This is a genomic window from Stenotrophomonas sp. LMG 10879, assembly GCF_002750935.1.
Lineage (GTDB): Bacteria > Pseudomonadota > Gammaproteobacteria > Xanthomonadales > Xanthomonadaceae > Stenotrophomonas > Stenotrophomonas lactitubi_B.
Genome location: NZ_PEJT01000013.1, coordinates 87,408 through 106,383, shown reverse-complemented (window position 1 = coordinate 106,383; position 18,976 = coordinate 87,408). Strand labels below are relative to the sequence as shown.

Sequence of the window (18,976 nt, the reverse complement as noted above, 5' to 3'; positions counted from 1 at the left end):
GGCGCTCCTGATGACTGTCCACGCCGCCACCGTTGCATCGCCGTTCCCCGAACAAGCGCTGCCGTCGTGGCGGCGTGCCGTGCTCAAGGTCGGCAGCAGCCTGCTCGCGGCCGATGGCGGTGGCCTGTCGCCGCGTCATGCGCTGGGCCTGGCCCAGTTCGTCTCGGCCAACGTGCTTGCTGGGCGCGAAGTGGTGATCGTCTCCTCCGGCGCGGTCGCTGCCGGCCGCGCGATCCTGCCCAGGGCCGATGAACCCGGTGCAGCGATGGCTGCGCGACAGGCGTTGGCGGCACTGGGCCAGGCGCAGCTGATCGGTCTGTGGCAGCGCTTCTTCGAGCGCCCGGTGGCGCAGGTGCTGCTGACCCATGACGATCTGCGCAACCGCCGTCGCTACCTCAATGCACGGGCCACCCTCAACGAGCTGTTGCGGCTGGGTGCGCTGCCGGTGGTCAACGAGAACGACACCGTGTCGGTGGACGAGCTCAAGCTCGGTGACAACGACAACCTGGCTGCGACCGTGGCGGCGCTGGTCGATGCCGATGCACTGTTCATCGCCACCGACATCGATGGTCTGTACAGTGCCGACCCGCGCACGCATGCCGATGCACGGCCGTTGCACGAGGTGCCGGAGTTGAATGATGCCGTGCTGGCGATGGCTGGCGGTGCCGGTTCAGTCGCCGGTACCGGTGGCATGCGCACCAAGCTGGAGGCCGCGGCCAAGGCCGGCCGTGTCGGCATCGAAACCTACCTGTTCAACGGTCGCAGCGGCGAGGTGGTGCGCGCGCTGGCGCAGGATCGCCTGTTCGGTACCCGCATCCACGCGGCGCGCAGCCGCGAGGCCGCCCGCAAGCACTGGCTGCGGCACGCGCCGCTGGCCGAAGGCGCGATCCTGATCGACGCCGGTGCAGCGCAGGCGATGCGCGAGAAGGGCGCCTCACTGCTGCCCGGTGGCATCACCGGTGCCGACGGCGCGTTCCGCCGTGGTGACATGGTGCAGGTGTGCTGGAACACCGAAGCCGGCCGGGTCTGCGTGGCCCGTGGTGTCAGCCAGTACGCCGCCGATGACGTGCGCCGCATTGCCGGCCGCCACACGCGCGACATCCAGACCGTGCTCGGCTACAACTACGGCGGTACCGTCGTCCATCGCGACGATCTGGTGCTGCCATGAACCCATTGCAGGATGTCCCGATGAGTGAGATCGAATCGCAGGCCCGCGCCTGCCGTGACGCAGCCCAGGTGGTCGCGGGCCTCGACAGCGGTGCCCGCAGGGCGCTGCTGCAGGCGATGGCGCAGTCACTGGAGGTCAATGCCGGGCAGATTCTTGCAGGCAACGCGCGCGACCTCGCTGCCGCCCGCGACAAGGGCGTGGGCAGTGCGATGCTCGACCGCCTGGCGCTGGACCCGGCGCGCCTGCTGGCGATGGCCGATGCCGTGCGTGAGGTGGCGAGCCTGCCGGACCCGGTCGGGCAGGTGACCCGCGACGACGTGCGACCGAACGGCATCCGCGTACAGAAGGTGCGCGTGCCGCTGGGGGTGATCGCGATGATCTACGAAGCACGCCCGAACGTGACCGCCGAAGCCGCCGCGCTGTGCCTGAAAGCGGGCAACGGCGTGATTCTGCGTGGAGGCTCGGAGGCGATCCATTCCAACACTGCCATCGCCCAGGCGTTGGCCGCAGCATTGAAGGCCAACGGCGTGCCCCCTGCTGCCGTGACGGTGCTGACCGACCTGCGCCGCGAAGCCATGCTGGAACTGCTGCAGCTGCATGAACTGATCGACCTGGCGATCCCGCGCGGTGGCGAGGGCCTGATCCGCTTCGTTGCAGAACACGCGCGGGTACCGGTGATCAAGCACTACAAGGGTGTGTGTCATCTGTTCGTCGATGCCAGCGCCGACCCTGTCAAGGCGCTCGATCTGCTGGTGGATGGCAAGTGCAGTCGCCCGTCCGCGTGCAATTCACTGGAAACCCTGCTGGTGCACCAGGACATTGCTGCGGACTTCCTGCCGCGTGCTGCGCAGGCGCTGGCCGAACGCGGCGTGCAGCTGCGTGCCGACACGCGCGCGCAGCCGTTGCTGCCGGGAAGCATCGTAGCCAGCGAGGACGACTATGCCGCCGAGTTCCTTGATCTGGTACTGGCGGTCCGCGTGGTCGATGATCTTGACGCAGCGATCGCGCACATCCGCACCTACACCTCCGACCATACCGAAGTGATTGCCACCGAAGACGCGGCCAGTGCCGAACGTTTCGTCAACGCGTTGCGCTCGGCGGTGGTGATGGTCAACGCGTCGTCGCGCTTTTCCGATGGCGGCCAGCTTGGTCTCGGCAGCGAAATCGGCATCTCCACCACGCGCCTGCATGCCTATGGCCCGATGGGACTGGAAGCACTCACGGTCGAACGTTTCGTGGTGCGCGGCGAAGGCCAGGTTCGTAGCTAGGTTCATGGCCGGGCTGCGCCCGGCACCTGCAGAAGCAACTGCAACGGCCGAAGCAAGGGCCGAAGCGACGGCAACAGCTGGGTTCCTGTGGGATGGCGGGGTGGGTCCGGTTGCGGGGGACGCCGCAAGTACGTCCCTGTAGGCTTGGGCGCGCCATCCATGGCGCTTACACCCCCGCAACCGGACCCACCCCGCCTTCGACAATTTCCCGCGGTCTGCCGGAATGGCATGGCCTGCTCTTGGTAGGTGTCGACCTTGGTCGACACGTAGATCCACGCCATGCGTGGATGCTTTTCAGTCCGAATTCGAAATATTCGATTCCGATGGAGATTCATCCACGCATGGCGTGGATCTACCAGATTGCGGAAATCTGTCAGAGGTGGGGCGGTGTCGGATTGCGGGGTGTCCGCGGCATGGATGCCGCGGCCAAGCCTACAAGGACGTACTTGCGGCGTCCCCGCAATCCGACACCGCCCCGCCACCCCACGGAATGCCAGCTGTTGCTGTTGCTTCGGCCGTTGCCTCTGCAGGTGCCGGGCGCAGCCCGGCCGAACCCCGTCACCGCAACAGCTGCGTGGTCATGCCCAGCGGCCGCGCATGCTCATCCATGTGCAGGGTGATGGCCTTCGCATTGAACATCTGTTCGGCAAGCTGGTCGCTGGCGCCAAGCGAATGGGCGATCTCCGAGCGGCTGGCGTCCACCCGCGGGTGGCGACGCTCCTTGCCGGCGAAGCGGTAGCGGTTGTACTCGGCCCAGGCGATCAGCAGCAACGCACAGCCGGCCAGGATCACCGGCAGGGCGATGATCACGAACGGGTCGAGATGCTGCTTGCGCTCGTACAGTTGCAACCACGCCAGGTGTCCACCCAGCAGCCAGGACACCAGGGTGACCAGTGGCGCCCACAGATAGAAGTAGAACCCCCAGAACGCCAGGGTCACAAACCCCCAGGCGGTGCGCTGCAGGCGGGGCTGCTTGCGCGGTTTCTGGATCAGGCGCGAGTCGAAGCGGTTGGACGGCCGGCTGGCCGCCGTCTGGCGATGTGCGTTCATCGGATACCTCTGTCTGGGCTGACCCAGGTGGCACGCTTGCCACGCCGCCTGAGCAGCGTCTTCGGCAGTGCCACCAGCGTGGTGAACAGGCTGATCAACCAGTACGCCATCGGGTACCAGATGACCCAGAAATAGTTGCGGCCGATATGCGTTTCGTAACGCCTGTCGATGATCAGGCTGCTGGCGAACTGCAGCAGGCAGACCAACGCCAGGATCACGCCATGCCATTGCGGCAGCAACGTGTCGATGTACAACTGCGGCGGCACCGGGATGAACTTGCCCAGTGCCCACAGCAGGATGATCGCGAGCATGGTGTAGGCCCACAGCACGCTGAGGATGTATTCCAGCAGCACGCCCCACATGCGCCGCTTGCGCCAGCTGAACAACGAGGAGCCGTGGCGCAGCAGCACTTCCACACCGCCCTGCGCCCAGCGCAGGCGCTGCCGCCACAGTCCCTTCAGGGTTTCCGGCATCAGGATGAAGCACAGTGCGTTGGGCTCGTAACGGATGTCCCAATGATCCAGCTGCAGGCGCCAGCTGATGTCGATGTCCTCGGTGACCATGTCATCGGCCCAGTAGCCGATGCGGTGCAGTGCCGTGCGACGGAACGCGGCGATGACCCCGGACACGGTGAAGATGCGGCCGTAGACACGTTGGGCGCGCTTGATCATGCCGATGATCGAGGAGAACTCCGCCACCTGCAGGCGGCCGAGCAGGGTGGAGCGGTTGCGGATGCGTGGATTGCCGGTCACCGCACCCACGCGTGGGCCGCTGGTCAGGTGCCAGACCATCCAGTGCATGGCGAATTCTTCCAGCATGGCATCGCCGTCGATGCACACCAGGTATTCCGATCGCGCAGCCAGGGCGCCCATGCGCAGCGCGTTGGCCTTGCCCAGGTTGCGGTCCAGATGGACCACGCGCAGGCGTGGGTGCAGGGCCGCCAGCGCATCCAGGCGGGTACCGGTGTCGTCGCTGCTGCCATCGTTGATGGCGATCACTTCGAAGTCCGGATAGCGCTGGGCCAATGCCGCGCCGAGGGTGTCGTCCAGGTTGGCCGATTCGTTGTGGCAGGGAATCAACAGGCTGGCGAACGGATACTCCGCCATGGGCGGTGGATCGTTGCGCGGCCGCGACTTCCGCTCACGGCGGAAGAAGTAGTACAGGCCACCCGACATCCAGAAGAACGCCATCACCATGGGGTAGAAGAAGGCGAACTGGAACATGGCGTTGAGCCACGGGTTCATGTCCACGTCACTTCTCCGGATACGGGAAGTTGCGCGCGGACATCGCCGCGCGTGCATCCTGGGTCGACGGCTTGTCGGCAATGAAATCGTCCGGGTACCACGCGAAATGGCGCACGCCCTGCGCTTGCAGGCGGCGGATCTGCGCGCGCAGCTGTTCGCCGCTGATCGGCGTCTGCGTGCGCCAGTCCACGGTCTGCAGCTCGAACATCGTGTGCTTCAGGTCCGGATCGTGCTCGCGCACTGCCACCACCAGGCGGTCCATCCAGCGCTGGGGACGGCGGCTGCCTTCCATCCACGGCATCGCCATCAGCGCGGTGCGGTCATAGGCCTTGTTGAACAGGTCCAGGCGCTGGGCAAACCATGCCGCACTCTGCGGCTCCAGCACCGGCTGCGCGTACAGGTTGCGTACGGTGCCCAGCTTCGGGCGCCAGCGTTGTGCGCTGTCACGCAGTTCCAAAGTGAAATCGATCAGCGCCTGGGTGCGGCCACCGTCGCTGCCTTCCTGTGGCAGCTGCGCCAGTTCGGTGTCGCGTACGTAGCCGTCATCGTGGAACAGCAGGCCTTCGAAGTACGAATTGATCGCCAGGTCTTCGTAGATGTCCTTGATGATCTGCCGTGCCTGCGGCTTGGTGAAATCCAGGCGGTACATGCCATCGCGTTCCGGGCTCTGGATGCCCAGCGCCGCACGCTGCGCAGCGTCGGGCAGTTCATAGCCCAGCACCGGCAGCCACGCGTAGACCTTCACCCCGGCGCGGGTTTTCAGCTGCCAGGCGACGCGGTTGAACAGGTCCGCGCGCATCGGCAGGTGCCGGTTCGGGAAGTACAGCGCATCGGCGGTGTTGTTGCCGTCCGGGTCGGCGAAGGCCTGCAGGTAGACGTGGGTCGGGCCGATCCGCTTCACGCGCTCGATCAGGGCATCCAGGTTGCGTGCCTGCTGTGCAGGGTCGCTGTCGTAGACCGAGTCCATATCGATCTGCAGTGCACGGGTACCGTCCAGGTTGACGTTGCGACGCAGCTCGAAGGCCAGCGAGGTGACGTTCGGATTGCTGGTCACCAGCAGGCGTGCCAGGCCGTGCAGGTCGGCAGTCACCGGCGTGCTGCGTCCTTCCAGGTCGAAGGAAACCGGCATGCCCAGCTGCTCGGCGATGTCATTGCTCAACTGGTTGTAGGCGGCATACGGCCAGACGATCGCTTTCGGGCGTACGCCCAGTTCCTTCTCGATGCGCTGCACGCTGCGGCCCAGATCATCGCGCAGGCGCTTCTCGTACTCCTGCGCGCTTTCATAGCGCTGCGCCTTGGGGTCGTAGATGCGGGTGATCACCGCCGGGGTCTGGTTGCCCTGCGGATTGGACTGCACGCCGTGGTGCAGGTTGTCGGTGTGGCTGGCCAGTTCGATCAGGCCGCTGGCCTGCATCTCGCGCAGCTGGTCCCAGGTCAGGAAGTCGTCATGGCCGAACGGACGGTAGCCGTAGTCGATGGTGCGGCCCGGTGCCATGTCCACGTAGTCGGTGATCACCGCCACCAGCGCCGGATAGTTGTACGCGCGCAGCAGCGGATAGACACGGCTGTACACGCTGCGCAGGCCGTCGTCGAAGGTCAGCAGCACCGGCCGCGGCGGCAGCTTTGCTTCTCCACGCGAGGCCTTGATCAGCTGCGACAGCGACACCGGGTGATAGCCATGGGCGGACAGCCAGTCCAGGTGTGCGGCGAAGTTCTGCGTGCTGACCGCGTAGGCGTCGGCATCGGATTTCTCCAGCACATCATCGCGCACGTCGTGGTAGCTGAGGACCAGCAGGCCGTTGTCGGCCGCGTCCAGTTCCGCGGCCGAGCTTGCGCGCTGGGCTGCGGCGGGCAGGGCCAGGCACAGCAGCGCCAGCAGCAGTACGGTCGTCAGGTTGCGAAGCATCCGTTCCATCTCATTCTCCCCAGCGCAGCGCGGCATCGAAGCCGATATGTCGTTCACGTTGGCCGTCGTAGACCGGCCGCGACCAACTCACGCCGTACTCGAGGATCCGCCCCTGATCGAACTGCCATTCGTGGCGGTAGGCCACGGTCGGAATGATTGAACTGCCAAAGCCTTCCTGCCAGTAGTTGCCAACGGACACCGTCAGGCGATGGCGGAAGTGGCGCTCGTAATGGCGCCACAACTGCTGGTCGATGCGCAGGCCCACTTCCACCGACCGGTCCCGCGAAGGGTTGAAGTACGGCGCATCGTCGCGGCTGCCACGGCTGGTATAGACACTGCCCAGGCCATCGATCAACAGGCGCGGGCGGGTCAACAGCCGTTGTTCGATCGCACTGTTCAGCGTATCGCGGCGGTTGCCATCGTCGTAGCGGAACTGGCTGCCACCGATGCTCCAGTGGGTGCGCTCGTTGCGCGTGTAATCCACGGCAACGGCGACGCTGTCGGCGGTGATGCCGGCCACGCGCGCCTGCATCGACGCTTCCGGGTCATTGCGGGCAGCGGTTACACCCGCGTGCCAGCGATCGTTGAACTGCCAGCCGACGCTGCCACGCAGGCCGGTGTCGCCGATGCTGTCGTTGGGGCGCATCACCGCGGCCTCGGCGTCGAGGCGGTCGAAGCGGTAGCGCACGCCGGCACCGATCCACAGCGGATCGATATCCTGGTCCTGGAAGGTGACCGAACGGCGGTCGGCGAAGGCGAACAGCCGCCAGCGGTCGTTGAGCACCGGCGAGGCGACTTCCATGCCGTAGTGCAGGTCGTCGTTGCCCAGCGGCGAGGTGCCGCCACCGCCGGAACTGCGGCCGCCCTCGACCTTGGCCAACAGCTGCCAGCCGCGATGGGCGCGCCAATCGCGGTCCATGCGCTGCACCGACGGCTGACTTGGATAGCGGGCCAGCAGGTCGTCATGCAGCGGTCGCGCCAGGTCGTCGCGTTGCAGCTGCACGTAGGATTCATACATGCCCAGGCGTGGCGCGATGTCACGTGGGTCCAGGGTGTAGGCCATCTGGTGGCGTTCCAGGGCGCGCCGTGGCCAGCCGCGCATCTGGTAGACGCTGCCCAGCGAGGTCTGCAGGCTGCCATTGCCCGGGCCGACGTCGACCAGCGCTTCCAGCTCGCGCTGGGCCGTGGGCAGATCGCCGCTGTAGGCGCGCACCATTGCCAGGTTCAGGTCGGCTTCGTAGCGCGCCCAGTTCTGGAAGGGGGTCTTGCCGCCGCCCCAGCGCCATGCCGGTTCATCCTTCTGCCAGGCCTGCAGGTAGCCCACCGCCTTCTCCGCCTGCTCGGTTTCAAGATAGGCATAGGCCAGCTCCGAGCGCGACTGGAAGCGCGAGGGATCGTTCTTCGCGGCGGCCTCCAGCAATGGGATGGCTTCCTCCGGATTCTGGGTGGACATCAGCGAGTCGCCGACCGCCGGCAACACGTAATCGGGCAGGGCATGGCCCTCGCGCTGCAGCGCCCGCGCCTCGTCACGCACCTGCGCGTGGCGGGCCAGGCGGTTGAGCAGGATCAGCCGGTCCATGCGGATCCGCAGCGGCGCCTGCGCCTGCGCGGTGCCATCGCGCTCGACGTACTGCTCCATTTCCGCCAGCGAAGCCTCGGCCTCGTCCAGCCGGGTGTCTTCGGTTTCGCCGTAGGCCAGGCTCCAGTTGACCAGCTTGGCCACATAGTTGGCCTCCAGCCGCGCTTTCTGGTCCTGGTCGAACAGGTTGGGCCGGGCCTGGTAAAGCCGCCAGGCGCGATGGGCATTGCCGATGTCGCCCAGGGTCAGAACCTGCAGCTTGTACAGCAGGTCGTCATTGGGCTCGCGCAGCTGCGCCCGCTCGATCGCCGCCAGGGCATCGACCCAGCGCGCCTGGTCACGGTAGTGGCCGATTTCGGCGAGCCGGTCGGCGCGCGTGGTCGCGGTGGGCGGCGAGGCCGCGTGGGCCCAGCACGCCAGAGTGGCGCAGGCCAGGCCGACGCACAGCGCCAGCGGACGGTGAACAACCATGAGACCCCCTAAGCATCCATTGCTGAACGATGTGCTGAAAAGTGTGACGCACATCACATGCCAACTATAGCTGACGTTCTGTCGCTGCGACCAGTTCCGGTCCGCATCTGGTAGACGGCGGGACCTTGAAGGAACGGCCAGCCCGGTTCAGGTCAGTGGCAAGGTGGCGCCGTCCCCCAGGTGTGCGGCTCGCTTGCAGGGCGGTTCCCGACACAAAACGGGTCAGCTTTGGACACGCTATGTCACCCGCTGCGGTGGCGGTGTGTAGAGGATGGTAGCGGGGTGTGTGGGTCCGGCTTCACGGCGGCGGACGTAAGCCCGCCGGTCCGGTCACCACAGGTCTTCCAGCTTGCGCGGCTTGCAGGCCACCCACGAGGCGCACAGCATCAGCACCGCGCAGCTGAACAGGAAGGCGAAGGGCAGGGTCCAGCCCTCGCTGACGGTGTGCAGCCAGCCGACCAGGAACGGGCCCAGGCAGCTGAAGCTGTAGCCCACGCCCTGCATGAAGCCGGACAAGGCCGCCGAGCCCGTCGGGGTGCGCGTGCGCAGATTGATCAGGGTCAGCGCCAGCGGGAACGTGGACGGCCCGACGCCCAGCAGGCAGGCCCACAGCAACGGCGCCTTCATCGGCGCGAACAGCAGGCCGGCGAAGGCGATGACGAAGGCCGAAAAGCCGATCAGCACCAGCGGGAACGGATTCTGCAGGCGCACGGCCAGCGACGGGATCACCAGCGATGGCAGCAGGCCCAGGGCCGAAAACACCGCCACCATCACCCCACCGAAGGCGGGCGTGGCACCGGCTTCGACCACGATGCGCGGCAGCCAGGTGAACATCGAATAGGTCATCAGCGAAGTCATGCCGAACATCAGCGTCATGCTCCAGCCCAATGACGTGCGCCAGACCTTGCCGTGCGGCTGCACGGTGGGGTCGCTGCTGTCCAGCACCGGTTTCGGTGCACGGCGGGCTAGCAACAGCCATGGCAGGGTCGCCGCCAGCGCCAGCAGCGCCCACATGCCCAGCGACACCCGCCAGCCCGCGGCGTTGGCCACCGGCACCGCCAGCAGCGCCGGCATCATCGTGCCCAGCTGCAACACGCTGATGTACAGCGTGCTCATGGTGCCGACCTTGTTGGCGAAGTAGCGCTTCACCAGCGGCGGCACCACCACGTTGCCGATGCCCATGCCGGCCAGTGCGATCACCGAGCCCAGCAGCAGGGTGCCGACATTGCCGGCGCTGGAGCGCAGCAGCAGGCCGGTGGCGGCCATCAGCATGGCCAGCAGGGTGGTGCGCTCAAGGCCCAGGCGTCGTGCCAGCGCCGGGGTGGCGACGCCGAACAGCGCGAACGAGGCGGTCGGCAGCATGCCCAGCACGCCGGTCATGGTGGTGCCGAAGCCGAACTGCTGGCCCAGCACGTCCAGCAGCGGGGTGATCGAGGTGACGGCAGTACGCAGGTTGACCGCGGCCAGCAGGATTGCGGCGAACGCCAGCAGGCGACCATGCAGCAACGATGGCGAAGAGGAGGTGGGGGACGTCATGCGGTGTTCCTTGCAGGTGGCGCACGCCGCGCAGGTGGCGTGCAGCGCCCGCACCGGACGGGGCCGGTGTGGCAGGTGGGGGAGTGGCGGCCATTGTACGTGGCCGGGCCGGGTCAGGTCCCCGGCGGCATGTGTTGATGGCGGCGTAGCCGGTTGTCCCGGATTTCAGGCACAAAAAAACCCGGAGGACACTGATGTCTTCCAGGCTTCTTGGTGACCACTGAAGTGGTCGGGGAGACAGGATTCGAACCTGCGACCTCTACGTCCCGAACGTAGCGCTCTACCAGACTGAGCTACACCCCGAAGGGAGCCGCCTATTCTAGCCATTTCCCCCGATGGCGGCAAGGGGGAAGGCCGTTCTGCTTCGCTGCCGTGACAGCGACTCCTGCGGGAACAAAAAAGCCTGGAAGACTTCACCAGGCTTCAATGCGACCACCGAAGTGGTCGGGGAGACAGGATTCGAACCTGCGACCTCTACGTCCCGAACGTAGCGCTCTACCAGACTGAGCTACACCCCGAAGGAGCCGCCAAGAATACGGTGTGAAGGCCGTTCCGGCAACCCCTTTTTACAGTTTCAACGCACTTCCTTGTCGGCGCGCGCGCTTTCGCGTGCTTCGAACCACATCCCGTTGAGGATGGCCACGACCGAAGCCAGGCCAGCGCCGAGAATCCAAGCGAAATACCACATGGTCAATCTCCTGTGTGCGAGGGGTGTGCCGACCCTGGGCCGGCACACGGGCAATCAGTACGCGTTGGGGTTGTCGTCCATGTCCTCGACCGTCGTCTTGCCCTTCAGCACGCGGTACACCCAGGTGGTGTAGGCGAGGATGATCGGCAGGAAGATGGCCGTGGCCAGTAGCATGATCCACAGCGTGAGGTGGCTGGACGAGCTGTCCCAGACCGTCAGGCTGGAGGTGGGCTGGCTGGAGGACGGCAGCAGGAACGGGAAGATCGCAAAGCCGACGGTGAGGATGATGCCGGCAATGGACGCGCCCGAGGCGATGAAGGCCAGGCCGCCACGACGCGCACGCAGCAGCACCGCACTGGCAAGTGCACCCAGCAGACCCAGCACCGGGAACACCAGCGTTGCCGGCATGCTGCTGTAGTTGCGCAGCCAGCCACCGGCGGCGGTGCCCAGTTCGGCGGTCTTCAACAGCGGATTGGTCGGCCCGTCGGTCACCACCTGCGCGGTGATCTGATAGCCCGGCAGGCCGAAGGCCACCCAGGCGCCGGCAGCGGCGAACAACACGAAGCTGATGATGGCGGCGATGCTGCCGTAGCGCGCCGCACGTTCGGCCACCGGGCCGTCGGTCTTGAGCACCAGCATGGCCGCACCGTGCGATACCAGCATGGCCACGCTGATCAGGCCGGCGATGAGCGCGAACGGCGTCAGCAGGCCGAAGAACGAACCGGTGTAGGTCACGCGCAGCGTGTCATCGAAATGGAACGGCACACCCAGCAGCACGTTGCCCACCGCGACGCCGGCAATCAGGCCCGGCAGCAGGCCACCGACGAACAGCACGCGGTCCCAGTTGTCGCGCCAGCGCTTGGACGGCAGCTTGCTGCGGTACTTGAAGCCGACCGGGCGCAGGATCAACCCGAACAGCATCGCAAACACCGCCAGGTAGAAGCCGGAGAAGCTGACCGCATACAGCGGCGGCCATGCGGCGAAGATCGCGCCGCCACCCAGCACCAACCAGACCTGGTTGCCTTCCCACACCGGGCCGACGGTGTTGATCACCAGCCGGCGTTCTTCATCGGTCTTTGCCACGAACGGCAGCAGGGTGCCGACGCCCAGGTCGAAACCATCCATGACGGCCCAGCCGACCAGCAGGATGCCGAGCAGCAGCCACCAGATCACGCGGAGCGTGGTGTAATCAAGTGCAATGAATTCCATCTGGATTCTCCTGCCTCAGGCCTGGCCGGGGGCAACGGCATTGGGGGAAACAGGGCGGATGTCGGCCTGCAGCGTCGGCAGGATGTCGTCCGGACCCTTGCGGACCGCCTTCAGCATCAGCTTGATTTCGATGATCAGCAGCACCGTATACAGGCTGGTGAACACCGCCAGCGTGGTCAGGATTTCATGCAGTGCCAGGCCCGATGCCGCATAGAAGGTCGGCAGCACGCCGTCCACCGCCCACGGCTGGCGACCGTACTCGGCCACGAACCAGCCGCATTCGATCGCGATCCACGGCGCTGGCAGGCTCCACACGGCCAGCTTCAGGAACCAGCGCTTGTCCTGGAAGTTGTTGCGGCACGAGTAGTAGAAGGCCAGCGCGAAGAAGGCGATCAGGTAGAAGCCCAGCCCGGCCATGATGCGGAAGGTCCAGAACAGCGGCGCCACGCGCGGCACGGTATCCATCGCGGCCTTGGAGATTTCCTCCGGCGTCGCGTTGAGGATGTCTTCGCGGTAACGCTTCAGCAGCAGGCCATGGCCGAGATCCTGCCAATGGCGATCGAACATCTCCCGTGCTTCGAGGTCGTTCTTGTCCTTCTTCACCCGTTCCAGCGCGCCGTAGGCGATCTGGCCACCACGGATGCGGTGCTCTGCACGGTCGACCAGTTCGAGGATGCCCGGAATCGGCTGGTCCAGCGAACGGGTGGCGATCAGGCCCATCAGGTACGGGATCTTGATCGCGTAGTCGTTGGTGTGGGTGTCCTGGTTGGGGATGCCGAAGGCGGTGAAGTCCGCCGGCGCACGCTCGGTCTCCCACATCGCTTCGATCGCCGCCAGCTTCATCTTCTGGTGTTCGCTGGCGGCATAGCCGCTCTCGTCACCCAGCACGACCACCGACAGCGAGGACAGCAGGCCGAAGGCTGCGGCCACCGCGAACGAACGGCGGGCCATGTCCCTGTGCTTGTTGCGCAGCAGGTACAGGGCGCTGATCGACATCACGAAGATCGCACCGGTCACGTAGCCGGCACTGACGGTGTGCACGAACTTGGCCTGCGCCACCGGGTTCAGCAGCACCGCGGCGAAGTCGACCACTTCCATGCGCATGGTTTCGGGGTTGAACACCGCACCGGTCGGGTTCTGCATCCAGCCGTTGGCGATCAGGATCCACACCGCCGACAGGTTGGTGCCCAGCGCCATCAACCACGTCACGGTGAGGTGCTTGACCGGGCTCAGGCGCTTCCAGCCGAAGAAGAACAGACCGATGAAGGTCGCTTCGAGGAAGAACGCCATCAGGCCTTCGATCGCCAGCGGCGCACCGAAGATGTCACCCACGTAATGGCTGTAGTACGACCAGTTCATGCCGAACTGGAACTCCATCACCAGGCCGGTGGCCACGCCGATGGCGAAGTTGATGCCGAACAGGGTGCCCCAGAACAGGGTCATCTGCCGCCAGACCTGCTTGCGGGTCATGACGTACACGCTTTCCATGATGGCCACCATGAAGGACAGGCCAAGCGTGAGCGGTACGAATAGGAAGTGGTACATCGCGGTCAGAGCGAATTGCAGCCGCGACAGTTCTACGACTGTCTGATCAATCATGGCCTGGCTACCTCGTTGGATAGTGCCGTTGCAGGTGGCGGGAAGGGTGGTCTACGGGGTGAATGATGTGACCGACTACTTCAAACAGCCTTGATCCAGATCAATGTATGAACAGGTGTTCAGGGGGATCGTATGCCAACCCGATGAAGACTGCGACCGCCGGCCGCAGGGGAAGGCGGTTGCCTGCGCCTACAATGCCGTCCATCCCCTGCTGCCTGTGAAGAGCCTTGAGCGCTGCCGAACCGACCGCTGACGCCCCTGATCGGGATGACGAATCGACCCGCCTGCGGCGTGTCCGCACCGCGTGGCTGGCCGATCTGGCCCGCGCCGCGAAGGGACGGCAGCGGCTGGCGTCGCTGTGCATCAGCCTGTCAGGTGCGCTGTTGATCGGCCAGGCCGCCGCCATCGCCTGGCTGGTGCAGCAGGTGCTGGTCGAGCGCGCGCCGTTGGCCCAGGGCCTGCCGGTGCTGGCCGCGCTGGCGGTGATCCTGGTGGTGCGGACCCTGCTGGGCAGTGTCACCCAGGCGGCGGCCGGTGACGTTGCCGATGCCGCACGCCTGTCCCTGCGCGAGCGTGTCTTCGCGCGCCTGCTCGGGCACGGCCCGTTGTGGCTGCGGCAGCGCCGCACCGGCGAGCTGGGCGAGCTGATGCTGCATCACGGCGATGCGATCGAGAACTACTACAGCGGTTTCCTGCCGGTACGCACCGAAGTGGTGGTGGTGCCCTTGTTGATCCTGGCTGCTGTGGCCTGGGTCGACTGGGTGGTCGCACTGATCCTGCTGTTCACCGCACCGCTGGTGCCGTTTTTCATGATGCTGGTGGGCTGGGGCGCTGAAGCGGCCGGACGCGCGCAGCTGGGCGAACTGGCGCGGATGAGCGGACACTTCGCCGATCGCATCAAGGGCCTGGGCCTGCTGCGCCTGTATGGCCGTGGGGAGGCCGAACTGGCCGGCATCGAGGCTGCGGCCGAGGGCGTTCGCGTGCGCACCATGAAGGTGCTGCGCATCGCCTTCCTGTCGTCCACCGTGCTGGAATTCTTTGCCTCGGTCAGCGTGGCGATGGTGGCGTTGTATCTGGGCCTGAGCTATCTGGGCCTGATGTCGCTGCATGCGACCGTGCCGACGCTGGGGGCGGGCTTGTTCTGCCTGCTGCTGGCGCCGGAGTTCTACGCGCCGTTGCGGCGCCTGGCCGCACACTATCACGATCGCGCCAATGCACTGGCCGCTGCCGCCGAGGTGGAGCGCCTGCTGCAGGCGCTGCCGGAAGACGAGGCGCCCAGCAGCGACGGCAGTACGCCGCTGGCACCGGAGCCGGCCGAAGCCGCCTTGCCGCCGCTGCAGGCGCACGGTCTGGTACTGCGTCCGTTGGGCGCTGCGCACGACGTGCTGCAGAACCTGGACCTGCAGCTGGAACCGGGGCAGCGCCTGGCCCTTGTCGGTCCCAGTGGCAGCGGCAAGAGCACGTTGCTGGAAGCGCTGGCCGGTTGGCTGCCGCCGCGTGCGGGCCGGGTGCAGCTGCGGCCGGGGCTGCAGGTGGCCTATGCCAGCCAGCGTCCGTATCTGTTCCACGGCAGCATCGCCGAGAACCTGCGCCTGGCCGATCCCGGTGCCAGTGACGCGCGTCTGCGCGCCGTTGCCGAAGCCGCACAGGTGCTGCAGTTCGCGCAGCGCCTGCCGCAGGGGCTGGATACGCTGATCGGCGAGCGCGGCTTCGGCCTGTCCGGTGGCGAGGCACGTCGCATCGGCCTGGCCCGTCTGCTGCTGCGCGATCCGCAGGTGCTGCTGCTGGATGAGCCTACTGCCTTCCTCGACGCCGAAACCGAAGCGGCGCTGCTGCGCAGCCTGGCCGCGTATGCGCGCGGACGCAGCGTGGTGGTGGCCACCCACAGCCCGGCGGTGATCGCCTGGGCCGACCGCTGCCTGCTGTTGCCCGAAGGGCGCCTGGTTGAGCCGGCGCAGGCGGTACGCGCATGAGCCGGTCTGCCGATTCGCTGCGCACGGTGTTCCTGCGCCATCGCCCGCGCCTGCTGCTGGCGGTGCTGCTGCTGTGGACCACGATGCTGGCCGGCACCGCACTGCTGGGTCTGTCGGGCGGCTTCCTCACTGCTGCAGCGCTGGCCGGTGCGGCGGGACTTGGCCAGGGCTTCAATTTCTTCACCCCGTCGGCCGGCATCCGCGGGCTGACCATGGCGCGCATCGCATCGCGCTATTTCGAAAAACTGGTGGGGCATGACGCCACCCTGCGCATCGCCCGCGACCTGCGCGTGTGGTTCTTCCGCCGCGCGCTGCCGCTGGCGCCGGCACGGCTCGGTGCGACCCGCACCGGTGATCTGCTGGCGCGGCTGCTGGGCGACATCGGCGAGATCGATGGCCTGCTGGTGCGTGCCATCGGCCCGTTGCTGGCGCTGGCTGCGTTGACGCTGGTGGGCGTGGGCTCGGCGGCGTTGATCCTGCCATCGGCAGCGCTGCTGCTGGCGGTACTGGCGCTGCTGATCGGCATTGGCGTGCCGTGGCTGGGCGTACGTGGCCATGACAGCGAAGAGGCCGACCGCGCTGCCCATCGTGCGGCGTTGCGCACGGCGGCATTCGAGGGACTGGAAGGGGCGGCTGATCTGGCCGCGCTGAATGCTGGCAATGCCTGGCAGTTGAAGGTGCGGGTGGCGGCCAAGCAGGTGGCCTCGCGCGATCGTCGTCGACGCCTGCGGCTGATCGCTGCCTCAACGCTGCATGGCGTGCTGGCCGGGCTCGGCCTGGTGGCGATGCTGGCACTGGCGCTGCATGCGGCCGAACAACAGCGCATCGCACCGGAAATGGCCGCCGGGCTGGTGTTCCTGACGGTAGCGATGATCGAGCTGTGGGCGGGCATGGGCCTGGCCTGGCAGTCGCTGCAATCGGGCCGCATTGCCGCCGCGCGCCTGCAGGCCATCGTCGAGCAACCGCCTTCGGTGCAGGAGCCGGCATCGCCGCAGCCGCTGGCGCCGGCCGCGACCGTGCACTGGGACGATGTGCACTTCCAGTGGCCGGGCGCCGCACGGCCGGTCCTGTGTGGCCTGCAGCTGACGCTGGCGCCGGGCGAGCGCATCGCCATCCGTGGCGACAGCGGCAGCGGCAAGACCACGTTGTCGAGCCTGCTGCTGCGCCTGTGGGATCCGCAGCAGGGACGGCTGACCTACGGTGGCCAGGACCTGCGCGATGTCGCCCAGGCCGACTGGCACCAGCACCTGGCGTGGCTGCCGCAGAACGCGCCGGTATTTGCCGGCAGCGTGGCCGAGAACCTGCGACTGGGTGATCCCGAGGCCAGCGACGAGGCGTTGTGGGCGGTGCTGCAGCGGGTACGGCTGGCCGAATGGGCCGAGCGCAACGGCGGCCTGCAGGCCTGGGTGGGCGAGAACGGCGCGACGATGTCGGCCGGCCAGGCGCGTCGCCTGGCGCTGGCGCGCGCGCTGCTGCGCAATGCGCCGATCCTGCTGGTGGACGAGCCCACCGAGGGGCTGGACGTGGATACCGCGCGCGCACTGCTGCAGGACCTGCCAGCCCTGCTGGACGGACGCAGTCTGTTGATGATCACCCACGATGACCTGCCGGCGGGTGTGGTGGATGTGCAGTACCGGTTGCGCGATGGGGTATTGGTCCGCGAACCGCTTCGGTAGATGCCGACCTTGGTCGGCATATGCACGCGTGGCGTGGATCGACAGGGCAGCTACCGCGAATATTCGCGCAGCATCACCGCGATCGAGGCCACGTTGGCCAGCACGCACAGCCAGAACACCCACTGGAACGGCATCTTGCGATGCTTGTGGCGGAACAGCGCCTGGCCGAGCAGGGCACCAGGCCAGCCGCCGGCAAAAGCCAGCAGCTGCAGCGTGCGTTCCGGCGTCCGCTGCTGTTTTCGCTGCGCTGCGCGCTTGTCGCGCCCATACAGAGCGAACGACACCGCGCTGGCCAGCGCGCACCAGGCCCCCAGCCACAGTGGAAACACGCCGGTTGCGGTCAAGCCGATCAACGCACCGAACGCGGCCAGCGCCAGATTGCGCCGCCACACCATTACAGTTCGTCGAGGAAGCCGCGCACGGCCGGGCCGAAACGTTCGAAGTCGACCAGGAACGCGTCATGGCCCTGCGGTGACTCCAGGCCGATGAAACGCGCATCCGCGCCGCCGGCACGCAGGCCATCGGCGACCTGTTGCTGCTGCTGTACCGGGAACAGGATGTCGGTGTTGGCGCCGATCGCCAGTGCCTTGCCGACGCGGATGCTGGCCAGTCCGGCCAGCACATCGCCATCGCCATATTCGGCCAGGTCGAACCAGTCCATCGAGCGGCTCAGGTACAGATAGCAGTTCGGATCGAAGAAACGCACGAACCGGCGTGCATGCCCTTCCAGATAGCTTTCGACCTGGAATTCCAGACCGAACGGATCATCGTCGGTCTGGTCGGAATCCAGCCGCACGCGACCGAAGCGACCATCCCATTCCAGCGCCGAGCGGTAGGTGATCACGCCCAGCTTGCGTGCCATGCGCATGCCCGATTCCGGGTACGCCTCATTGTCGTAGTGGCCACCGTTCCAGCGCGGATCCAGGCGGATCGCTTCGCGCTGCAGCGAACGGATGGCGATCGAGAAGGGCAACGCCTGTGCGCTGCCGGAAATGTTGATATGGCTGCGGGCGATGCCCGGGTGCAGCAGCAACACCGCCAGCGCCGTCATCCCGCCCATTGAATTGCCGATCACGCAGGCGAGCTGTTCGATGCCCAGTGCGCGCACCACGTCGATCGCCGCGCGTGCGCCGTCTTCGATCGACAGTTCCGGGAAATCCAGCCGATACAGCTCGCCGTTGGCCGGATTGATCGACGCAGGGCCGGTGGAGCCCTTGCAGCTGCCCAGCGAGTTCACGCAGACCACGAACCAGCGGTCTGTATCGATCGGCTTGCCGGGCCCGATCATGGCCTCCCACCAGCCCGGTGCGGGATTGGCTTCGTTGGCGGCCGCATGCGCGTCAGGCGACAGGCCGGTGACGATCAGGATCGCGTTGCTGGCGTCTGCGTCGAGCGCGCCCCAGGTCTCGTAGGCCACGCGCGCGCCATGCAGGGCGCCGCCGCGTTTGCACGGAAAGGGTGAGGGCAGGGCATGGAAGCGGGTGCCGGGCGGAATGAATTCGGTCATGCGGGCATTCTAGCGGGGCGGCATGTGCAGCTGGCGACACGCAGGTTTCCATGGGCGGGCAGAGCGTGGATCCGCCGGGCATGGCCCGGCGCTACCGGTGGT

At 66.8% G+C, this 18,976-nt stretch carries 14 protein-coding genes and 2 tRNA genes; 4 read left to right on the top strand and 12 right to left on the bottom strand.

Annotation, left to right across the window (positions count from 1 at the left end):
* The first annotated feature begins 10 nt into the window (after positions 1 to 10).
* Together proB and CR919_RS18135 are read left to right on the top strand one after the other, a co-directional pair.
* Entirely contained in the window at positions 11 to 1,168 is a 1,158-nt protein-coding gene (proB, locus tag CR919_RS18140; protein WP_099821197.1) for a glutamate 5-kinase, read from the top strand.
* Positions 1,165 to 2,436: a glutamate-5-semialdehyde dehydrogenase gene (locus CR919_RS18135; protein ID WP_099821196.1), complete on the top strand. Its 1,272-nt coding sequence runs from the start codon at positions 1,165 to 1,167 to the stop codon at positions 2,434 to 2,436. Before proB ends, CR919_RS18135 begins: the two co-directional genes overlap by 4 nt.
* Before the next feature lie 558 nt (positions 2,437 to 2,994).
* Here CR919_RS18135 and pgaD read toward each other — a convergent pair.
* From pgaD to CR919_RS18075, 10 genes are all read right to left on the bottom strand, one after another.
* Complete coding sequence (pgaD, locus tag CR919_RS18120; protein WP_099821193.1) at positions 2,995 to 3,486, bottom strand: poly-beta-1,6-N-acetyl-D-glucosamine biosynthesis protein PgaD; 492 nt, start codon at positions 3,484 to 3,486, stop codon at positions 2,995 to 2,997.
* On the bottom strand, positions 3,483 to 4,736 hold the full coding sequence (gene pgaC, locus CR919_RS18115; RefSeq protein ID WP_099821192.1) for a poly-beta-1,6-N-acetyl-D-glucosamine synthase: 1,254 nt from the start codon (positions 4,734 to 4,736) through the stop codon (positions 3,483 to 3,485). The genes pgaD and pgaC overlap by 4 nt, the downstream gene beginning before the upstream one ends.
* 1 nt (position 4,737) lies before the next feature.
* Entirely contained in the window at positions 4,738 to 6,636 is a 1,899-nt protein-coding gene (gene pgaB / locus CR919_RS18110) for a poly-beta-1,6-N-acetyl-D-glucosamine N-deacetylase PgaB (RefSeq protein WP_099821235.1), read from the bottom strand.
* A 10-nt stretch (positions 6,637 to 6,646) separates the two neighbouring features.
* A complete protein-coding gene (gene pgaA / locus CR919_RS18105) occupies positions 6,647 to 8,686 on the bottom strand; it encodes a poly-beta-1,6 N-acetyl-D-glucosamine export porin PgaA (RefSeq protein WP_099821191.1) in 2,040 nt (679 codons plus the stop codon).
* Between the two features lie 330 nt (positions 8,687 to 9,016).
* Positions 9,017 to 10,222 (bottom strand): MFS transporter, encoded by a 1,206-nt coding sequence (locus tag CR919_RS18100; protein ID WP_099821190.1) that lies wholly within the window; start codon positions 10,220 to 10,222, stop codon positions 9,017 to 9,019.
* Between the two features lie 226 nt (positions 10,223 to 10,448).
* Positions 10,449 to 10,525, bottom strand: a tRNA-Pro gene (locus CR919_RS18095).
* Positions 10,526 to 10,663: 138 nt separating this feature from the next.
* Positions 10,664 to 10,740: transfer RNA gene (locus CR919_RS18090), tRNA-Pro, on the bottom strand.
* A 56-nt stretch (positions 10,741 to 10,796) separates the two neighbouring features.
* Positions 10,797 to 10,910 (bottom strand): cytochrome bd-I oxidase subunit CydX, encoded by a 114-nt coding sequence (gene cydX, locus CR919_RS18085; RefSeq protein WP_025876452.1) that lies wholly within the window; start codon positions 10,908 to 10,910, stop codon positions 10,797 to 10,799.
* A gap of 54 nt (positions 10,911 to 10,964) precedes the next feature.
* Positions 10,965 to 12,119 (bottom strand): cytochrome d ubiquinol oxidase subunit II, encoded by a 1,155-nt coding sequence (gene cydB / locus CR919_RS18080; protein ID WP_099821189.1) that lies wholly within the window; start codon positions 12,117 to 12,119, stop codon positions 10,965 to 10,967.
* Positions 12,120 to 12,134: 15 nt separating this feature from the next.
* A complete protein-coding gene (locus tag CR919_RS18075; protein WP_099821188.1) occupies positions 12,135 to 13,718 on the bottom strand; it encodes a cytochrome ubiquinol oxidase subunit I in 1,584 nt (527 codons plus the stop codon).
* Between the two features lie 284 nt (positions 13,719 to 14,002).
* Between CR919_RS18075 and cydD the strand changes: the two genes are divergently transcribed.
* Positions 14,003 to 15,691, top strand: coding sequence for a thiol reductant ABC exporter subunit CydD (gene cydD, locus CR919_RS18070; protein WP_243380314.1), 1,689 nt, complete (start codon positions 14,003 to 14,005; stop codon positions 15,689 to 15,691).
* Positions 15,688 to 17,367, top strand: a complete 1,680-nt coding sequence (gene cydC, locus CR919_RS18065; protein ID WP_099821186.1) for a thiol reductant ABC exporter subunit CydC — start codon at positions 15,688 to 15,690, stop codon at positions 17,365 to 17,367. Before cydD ends, cydC begins: the two co-directional genes overlap by 4 nt.
* Before the next feature lie 50 nt (positions 17,368 to 17,417).
* On the opposite strand, the gene CR919_RS18060 is transcribed toward cydC, so the two are convergent.
* Positions 17,418 to 17,762, bottom strand: coding sequence for a DUF1294 domain-containing protein (locus tag CR919_RS18060; protein WP_099821185.1), 345 nt, complete (start codon positions 17,760 to 17,762; stop codon positions 17,418 to 17,420).
* Positions 17,762 to 18,874 carry a homoserine O-acetyltransferase gene (locus CR919_RS18055; RefSeq protein WP_099821184.1) on the bottom strand — a complete coding sequence of 371 codons (1,113 nt, stop codon included), beginning with the start codon at positions 18,872 to 18,874 and terminating at the stop codon, positions 17,762 to 17,764. Before CR919_RS18055 ends, CR919_RS18060 begins: the two co-directional genes overlap by 1 nt.
* Positions 18,875 to 18,976: the final 102 nt, after the last annotated feature.